The organism is Anaerophaga thermohalophila str. Valhall (genome assembly GCF_000250735.1).
GTDB classification, from domain to species: Bacteria; Bacteroidota; Bacteroidia; order Bacteroidales; family Marinilabiliaceae; genus Anaerophaga; species Anaerophaga thermohalophila_A.
In genome coordinates, this window is sequence record NZ_AHZV01000208.1 from 20,321 (window position 1) to 29,129 (window position 8,809).

At 41.6% G+C, this 8,809-nt stretch carries 3 protein-coding genes; all 3 read left to right on the forward strand.

The annotated features are described in order from the left end of the window. Positions 1-439 precede the first annotated feature (439 nt). On the forward strand, positions 440-5,239 hold the full coding sequence (locus OQ5_RS0111205; protein ID WP_016777585.1) for a RecQ family ATP-dependent DNA helicase: 4,800 nt from the start codon (positions 440-442) through the stop codon (positions 5,237-5,239). Between the two features lie 445 nt (positions 5,240-5,684). Then, the gene (locus tag OQ5_RS21985; protein WP_052308304.1) at positions 5,685-7,145 is read left to right on the forward strand and encodes an SWIM zinc finger family protein; all 1,461 of its coding nucleotides are present in this window, start codon (positions 5,685-5,687) and stop codon (positions 7,143-7,145) included. Further along, positions 7,121-8,809 (forward strand): DEAD/DEAH box helicase (locus OQ5_RS21990; protein WP_141638878.1); only part of this gene is annotated, 1,689 nt, incomplete at its 3' end. The genes OQ5_RS21985 and OQ5_RS21990, both read left to right, overlap by 25 nt.

The following is an 8,809-nucleotide window of genomic DNA, read 5'->3' on the forward strand; positions in this document are numbered from 1 at the left end:
GCGGAGCTGCGACAGATAATGTATAAATTTGTTTGGTTCTGGTTTATCCAGGTTAGATTTTTAGATATTAGATGTAAGATGATCCGTATTGCTCTGATATGCTGCTGTTTATTACACAGGGTTTTTGGCATAAACAATTGAATTGGAGCTTATTTATTAGAGAGTTGTGGGCATTTCATCCTTTTTTTAAATAATTAGTTCTCAGTTATCTGTAAGAATTTAACGGAGTAAAGTGATTTGTTCGGGTAATTAGTACGTGCCTGTAAACTCGTAAAAATTCTCATAATATGTGTGTCTGTTCAGAAAGTGCCAGTTGCAAGGCTTGCGAAGTCCGAAAATACGGAAATTACTCATCGTAAATGAGTAATTTTCGGACGAGCGTAACGCAGCAAATGGTACTTTATGAACAGACACTAATTAAAAAGTGGTTTTCCCGACGATGAGTTCCATTGTTTTTTTAGATACCGAAGCAGACCCTCAATCCCATAAAATTCTGGATATGGGGTGCGTCTCTTATGATGGGAAACAATTGCATTCTTCCCGTATCGAAGAGATTGTATCGCTTGTCGGGGAGGCTGATTTTTTATGCGGGCATAATTTTCTGAATTACGACTGGAAGTTTCTTGAACCCCATTTGCAATCTTACGGTTTTGATAGCTCTCAAATCATAGATACTCTCTTTTTATCGCCTTTGTTATTTCCTGCAAGGCCCTATCATGCACTTTTGAAGGATGACAAAATCCTTAATGATGAACTTAATAATCCGTTAAGCGATGCTATAAAAGCCCGTATGCTTTTTGATGATGAGGTTTCTGCTTTTTGGCGGCTGAAGCCCGGGTTTAGAGAGTTGTTGTATTTATTGTTGCACAACAAGCCTGGATTTGCTGCATTTTTCAGGTATGTTGAATACGAAGCACCGGCCCGTGATGCGGCTGAGGCAATCGGCCAACTGTTTCATAAAGATATTTGTTTGAATGCGAATATAAGAAGGTTAGTGTCCGAGAATCCGGTTGAATTGGCATACACTCTAGCCTTGATAAATTCTCAAAGTCGTTATTCTATTACTCCGCCCTGGGTTTTAAAAAATTTTCCCGATGTGGAAAGGGTTTTTGCATTATTGCGTAACCGTCCATGTATCGAAGGATGTGAGTATTGTCGCAGCAAGCTGGATGCACGGCAGGGACTGAAAACATTTTTCGGATTTAATTCCTTTCGTACTTTTGACGGGTTTCCTTTGCAGGAGCAGGCTGTTCGGGCTGCCTTAGAGGGTAAGTCGTTGCTTGCTGTTTTTCCTACCGGCGGGGGAAAGTCCCTTACTTTTCAGTTGCCCGCCCTTATGCAGGGTGAATCGGTAAAAGGTCTGACTGTTGTTATCTCTCCTTTGCAATCTTTAATGAAAGATCAGGTGGATAATCTTGAAAAACAAGGTATTACCGAAGCAGTTACCATTAACGGATTACTGGATCCAATAGAGCGTGCAAACGCTCTTGAACGGGTTGAGGATGGGTCTGCCTCCATTCTTTATATTTCACCTGAATCGTTACGTTCCAGAACTATTGAAAGAGCTTTGCTGGGGCGCAATGTTGTTCGTTTTGTGATTGATGAGGCGCACTGCTTTTCAACCTGGGGGCAGGACTTCAGGGTGGATTATCTTTACATCGGAGAATTTATTAAATCTCTTACGGTTAAGAAGAATTCGGATACAATTATTCCTGTTTCCTGTTTTACGGCAACTGCAAAAAATAAGGTTATTGATGATATCCGCGCATATTTTCTCGATAAATTATCTCTGGATTTAACGGTTTTTCGCGCGGCTGCTTCGAGGAAAAACCTGCATTACAAGGTTATTGAGAGGGATACTGAGGAGTCGAAATATCAGACGGTAAGACTTCTGATTGAGGAGAAACAATGTCCTGCCATCGTTTACGTCTCACGAACACGTCGTGCCTATAAACTGGCAAGGCGTTTGACAGACGATGGCATCGAGGCCCTTCCGTACCACGGCAAAATGCCGGTGGATGAGAAAACAGCCAATCAAAATGCGTTTCTAAGTGGAGAAGTTTCCGTGATGGTGGCCACTTCGGCTTTTGGAATGGGGGTCGACAAGAAAGATGTGGGGATGGTTGTGCATTTTGATATTTCCGACTCACTGGAAAATTATATCCAGGAGGCCGGTCGGGCAGGGCGTGACGAAAATATTTCGGCCGACTGCTACGTGTTATTCAACGAAGACGATCTGGGAAAGCATTTTGTTATGCTGAATCAGACGAAACTCAGTATTCGTGAGATTCAACAAGTCTGGAAAGCGATCAAAGAAACCACCCGTTTTCGTAAGACAGTATCCAATTCGGCGCTTGAAATTGCCCGTAAAGCAGGTTGGGATGAAGAGGTAATGGATATTGAAAACCGTGTGACGGCTGCTATTGCCGCACTCGAAGATGCCGGCTATATAAAGCGTGGACAGAATATGCCCCGGATTTTTGCCAACAGTATTTTGTCGCGCAATGCTCAGGATGCGATTGATAAAATATACGCTCCTGACAGGTTTGACCAAAAGCAAAAAGAAAAGGCAATACGGATCATTCGAAAATTATTTTCTGCCAGAAGCCGCAAAGAGACTGCGGGTGAGGAAGGAGAGACACGCATTGATTATATTTCCGATCATCTGGGTATCGTCAAGGAAGAGGTAATCCGAATCATTGGTCTTTTAAGGGAAGAAAAAATTCTTGCAGACACTAAAGATCTCACGGCTTTTATCAGGAAAGGTGAAAACAGCAGTCAGTCGCAAAAGATAACCGGAATTTACAGAGAACTGGAACGTTTTCTTTTACCTATGATCAGTGAGGAAGAGAAAACTTATCATATTAAAGAACTTAACGAACTGGCCGAAAAACAGGGCATTGCTGATATAACGCCCGATAAAATTAAAACCGTTCTGAATTTCTGGGCTATTAAAAACTGGATTAAGAAAAAATATCTTGAGGGTTCCAGAAACCATTTTGTGGCCATCAGTCAGATACCCGTTGAAAACCTTATCCGGAAAATGGAGAAACGTCATATTCTTTCCGGGTTCGTGATTGATTATCTCTTCGGAAAAAGTAACGATTCAGAACAGAAGGATCAGGTGTTGGTGAATTTTTCGGTTCATGAGTTAAAGGATGCTTATGAGAGCCAAAATCAGCTATTTAAGGTAAATGTTTCGCTTCAGGATATCGAAGATACGTTGTTTTATCTTTCCCGTATCGGGGCCATCAGGATTGAAGGCGGGTTTCTGGTCGTATACAATAAGCTGACCATCGACCGCCTCGAGGAGGACAACAAAATACGGTACAAAAATGAAGACTATCAGAAATTACAGGAGCATTATGAGAATAAAACCCAACAGATTCATATCGTGGGAGAATATGCCCGCAAAATGGTGGATGATTACAAGGGAGCTCTTCAGTTTGTGGATGATTATTTTCAACTCAACTATGATTCTTTTTTGAATAAATATTTTCCCGGGAGCCGCAAAGAAGATATCAGCCGTAATATTACGCCCGCCAGATTTCGTCAGTTGATCGGAGAATTGTCGCCTCCCCAGGTGAATATTATCAAAGATAACCAATCACCATATATTGCCGTTGCTGCCGGGCCTGGAAGCGGAAAGACCAAAATACTGGTGCATAAACTGGCTTCGCTGCTGTTGATGGAAGATGTGAAGCAGGAACAATTGCTGATGCTGACTTTCTCGCGTGCTGCTGCAACAGAGTTTAAAAAGCGTATTTTGCAAATGATCGGGAATGCTGCCAATTTTTTGGAGATCAAAACTTTCCATTCCTATTGTTTCGACTTGCTCGGCCGAATGGGAACACTCGAAAAAGCCGATACAATAATTGAAACGGCAGTAGAACGGATTAAATCCGGCGATATTGAACCGGTACGTATTGCAAAGACAGTACTTGTTATTGATGAGGCTCAGGATATGAATGCTGCCGAGTATGCCCTGGTAGAAGTTTTGATGGATAAAAATCCTGAAATGCGGGTGGTAGCAGTTGGTGATGACGATCAGAATATTTATGAATTCAGGGGAGGCAGTGCTGCTTTTCTGGAGCGGTTTATCCGGGAAAAGCAAGCTGTGGTATACCAGCTTACCGAAAACTTCCGAAGCAAAAGAAACCTGGTTCACTTTACCAATGCTTTTGTAAACACCATTTCGCACCGGTTGAAAACTATTCCTGTCGAAGCCAGACAAGCAGACAACGGGAATATCCGGATAGTCCGCCATCAAAGCGAACACCAGATTGTTCCTTTGGTTAAGGATATTTTAAATGCTTCACTGAAGGGAACTACAGGGGTTCTGACAAGAACCAACAACGAAGCCCTTCAGGTGACAGGTTTGTTGACTGAAAGCGGCATGAAAGCCCGCCTGGTTCAAAGTAGTGAAGGATTTAGTCTGGCCAGCCTCGACGAAATAAGGTTTTTCTGCAACCAACTTGGTGGGGGTGAGCCTGTTTTGGTTATTGACGACGATGCCTGGCAGCATGCTGTAAGGAAACTGAAAAATGCTTTTGCACATAGCTCGAACCTTGAACTTTGCCTTCGTTTAATTGCAGATTTTGAAGCCGTGAATACGGCCAAAAAGTACTTTTCCGATTTTGAAATTTTTCTGCAGGAATCACGGCTCGAAGACTTTACCGGCAATCCGGGAGAAACCATTATTGTTTCTACTATGCACAAGGCCAAGGGCAAAGAGTACGACAACGTATTCCTGATGCCCGGCACATGGAGACCGGTTGATGATGAGGGAAAAAGGCTGATGTACGTGGCTATGACCCGGGCCAAATTGTTTCTTTCTATTCATCTCAGAGGCGACTGGCTTGATGGTGCTGCATTCATTGACGGACTAAAACTTTACTCAGACTCCCGGAAGTGGGAGTTGCCTGATATCCTGAGCATTCAGTTAACCCATAAAGACGTGTGGCTCGGGTTTTTCAAAAGCAGGCAACGCCTGATTCCCAATCTTGTTGCCGGCGATGAACTGCTGGCTGTGGATTACGAGTGCCGTACTGCCTGCGGGCAGGTTGTTCTCAGATTTTCGCGGCTTTTTCAGGAAACCATTGACTCGTTGAACCGTCAGGGATACGTGCTTAAAGATGCAAAAATCAGCTATGTGGTGTGGTGGAAAGATGAAGAAGATGACAGGGAGATCAGGATTGTGTTGCCTCAGGTGCATTTTAAAATAATGAGTGCGGTATAAAAAGCATACTTTTGTCAAAATCAAGGCGTTTTAAATTTTTGTACCGGAGTTAACTCATTGTTAATGAGGATGCAAAAATTTAAAACAACACAGAGTTTGGCAATAAAGATGCTTTTTAGACCGGGTTGATAAATCAATAGATCGTTAGATTTTTAGATAAAAGTAATTTAGTCAATAGTCAATAGTCAATAGTCAATAGTCAATAGTCAATAGTCAGTAGCAATGTTTTAGAGGTACTGACATATTCCAGAAGCTGACAAAAGTACATAATATAACATGTTTTAAGCGGTTTTTGGTTTCGTTAGATATAAGAGATTCATATAATATAGATATACTGTATTTTAATAAACAAACATTAATCGGCATAAGCAATTGGTTTGCAGCGTATTGCGAAACTTTAACGGAGTATTGTAAATGCAAGATAATATTAAACAGGAGGTAAATTATGGCAAAATACGGACAAACATGGTGGGGTGCTGAATGGCTCAAAGCTCTTTCGCATATCGATTATTCAAATCGTTTACCTCGAGGAAGAAATTATGCCAATAAGGGTGCTGTTCAGGAAATCAAATTTAACGGCCGCACGATAAATGCAAAAGTAAAAGGTACGAGTCCAAATCCGTATAGGGTTACAATACAGATACCTCCTTTTTCGGAGGAGGGGAAGAGAATTTTGCTTGATGCCATTATGGGTAATCCCCTGTTGTTGTCGAAGCTTTTGAACAGAGAATTGCCGGTTATGCTAAACAATCTTGCCCTGGAAAAGGGAATAAAAATTTTTCCGCAACGGTGGGACGATTTGGAGATGGAATGTTCCTGTCCCGACTGGGCAGTTCCCTGTAAGCATCTTGCAGCTGTTATTAATGTAATAGCCAATGAAATTGATCGCAATCCATTTGTTGTATTTAAGATTCATGGTTTTGATATTATTGAAGAATTGAAGAGAAAAGGATTGAAGGCTGTGGATGAGGATGTTACGATTCCTTTTACGGATGAATGGAAAGTTGAAGCCAGGGGGGATTTTGATAAACCACTGGTTGATGAAGATGTGGATAATATTGATTTTTCCGGAATCAGGGATTTACGCGAAGATTTGTTGTCACTGCTGCAGGAAAGGCCTCTTTTTTATTCTTCAGATTTTAAAGAAGCTCTGGATAAAATATATCGGAAAAGTGCTAAGTCTGTCTCACACTTTCTGAAAAACGAAGAAAGTTACGATCAGGATATTCCTGTTAATTACGCAAAGTATGATCGGGTACGACTGTATGTGGATGAGGGGATATTTTTTTCAGAAGCCGGGATTTATGAAAATGATGAAGTACTGATTATAAAAAATGTCCGTGAATTAGTTGATTTTCTGTCGGGAATACCTCCCAAATTCATCAGGAAGTTGGATCCTGGGTTATCATTACTCTATTTCAGCTATCATTATACATTAAAGCTTGTTGAAAAATCGGCCTTTATACCTCAATTGGTCAAACTTTCGGGGGGCGGGTATGCCATTCGATGGATTCCGGCGATACTAAATGATGAAGTGAAGGCAGTAACAGATTTAATAACGAAAGTTTTTTCGGTGCCCCTGGTTACTGTTGATGAAAAGCAGAGTTTTCTAAGTTCTGAAGAGCAGGTCAAAAGCCTGGTGTCAATCTTTGCTCGTTATTTTATCCGTGAAGCGGGACAGGATCAAAAATTAATGGAAGAGCCGGCTTCCCGGATTTTTATTGATGATTATTTCTATAGTTTCGACAGGCTGGGGGAGAAGGAAATTCCTGCATCTATTCAGCGTTGGTTGGATCGCTTTTTTGTTTCACATCAGGTTTTCACTCCTGTTGTGCAGATAGATGAAGAAAAAAAGATGGGAGATTCAGACTTAGCGTGTTGGTGGAAAACAACAGGGAACCGCTAAAAGAGCCGGTGAGTTTGGAACAGGTAATGAAAGACAACAACTATACGCCCATTCGGATGGAGATTCTGCGAAGCATTGATCTTTTAACCGGTTCATTTTCAGCTCTTGAGCGGATAATTGCCTCTTCAGGTCGCGAGTCCCCCCTGTTTACCCGGGATGAGCTTCCGGAAGTATTATTCAATGTTCTTCCGTTAATTAAATTATCGGGTATAAAGGTTGTTCTTCCTCAATCGTTAAAAAACCTGGTGCGCCCCAAAGCTACCGTGGCCTTGTTTTCAAATGGCGCGGATGGTTCCAAATCCTTTTTGAAGCTGGATGAGCTTCTTAAATTTCAGTGGAAAGTGGCCCTGGGGGATCAATTAATGGATCCTTCAGAATTTAGTAATCTGGTAAAAGGGTTATCGGGAATTGTAAAACTGAAGGAACAATATGTTTATCTCAATCAGGCCGATGTGAAGGCCTTGATGGATAACTTACAAAAACAGGAACAACTGGACAGGAACCAGATGTTGCAGGCTGCCATTAGTGGTGAATACAACGGGGCCAGGATTCTTATTGATGATGAAACCAGGGCGTTGATCGACGAATTGTTTCATATCCGTGATGTTGAGCTGCCCCGGGGATTGAATGCTGTTCTGAGGCCCTATCAGAAACGAGGTTTCGACTGGCTTTTTAAAAATATCCGGTTGGGTTTTGGTAGTATCATCGCCGATGATATGGGACTTGGTAAAACCCTTCAGGTCATTGCTGTAATTTTGAAATTAAAATGGGAGGGTGCATTGAACCGTCAGGGTGTTTTGGTGGTGGTGCCTACTACCTTGCTTTCCAACTGGCAAAAGGAGCTTGAGAAATTTGCCCCCGAATTGTCGTATTCTCTTTATCATGGCCCGACACGAGAATTGAATACCGATACTGATGTAGTTGTCAGCAGCTATGGCGTGGTCAGGAGTGATATTGATCAGTTATCGAAAATAAAGTGGCAGGCCGTGGTTATTGATGAAGCTCAGAATATAAAAAATCCTGATGCCGCACAGACCAGGGCTGTTAAGAAATTAAAGTCCGATATTCGGTTGGCTATGAGTGGTACTCCTGTCGAAAACCGACTTTCTGAATATTGGAGTATTTTTGATTTTATCAATAAAGGCTACCTGGGATCACGGAAAAAGTTTTCTGAGAATTTTGCCAGGCCTATTGAGCAGAACCGGGATAAGACTAAGTTGAAGCATTTTTTGAAAATTACCGGGCCTTTTATCCTGAGGCGGATGAAAACAGACAAATCAATCATTGATGATCTTCCTGAAAAAGTAGAAAACGATTTTTTTGCTTCTCTGACCAAAGAGCAGGCTGCTATTTATCAGAATGTGCTTGATAATATTATGCGTGAAATCAGTGGTGTTGATGTCAATCAGGGAGATGGTAAAATTCAACGTAAGGGTTTGGTGCTAAAGTTAATTATGGCGCTCAAACAAATATGCAACCATCCTTCCCAATATCTGAAAAAGAACGACTATTCGGCTGATTTATCCGGTAAAGCGGGCGTGTTTCTTAATCTTGTTAATAATATTATTGAGAATGATGATAAGGTATTGGTGTTTACTCAGTTCAGGGAGATGGGGATCATATTGCAGCACCTGATAAAAGATAAGTTCGATATGAATGCCATG

What these genes read in the sequence shown, in the direction of transcription:
- OQ5_RS0111205 (WP_016777585.1), top strand. Translation starts at nt 440, where the DNA reads ATGAGTTCCATTGTTTTTTTAGATACCGAAGCAGACCCTCAATCCCAT.
- OQ5_RS21985 (WP_052308304.1), top strand. Translation starts at nt 5,685, where the DNA reads ATGGCAAAATACGGACAAACATGGTGGGGTGCTGAATGGCTCAAAGCT.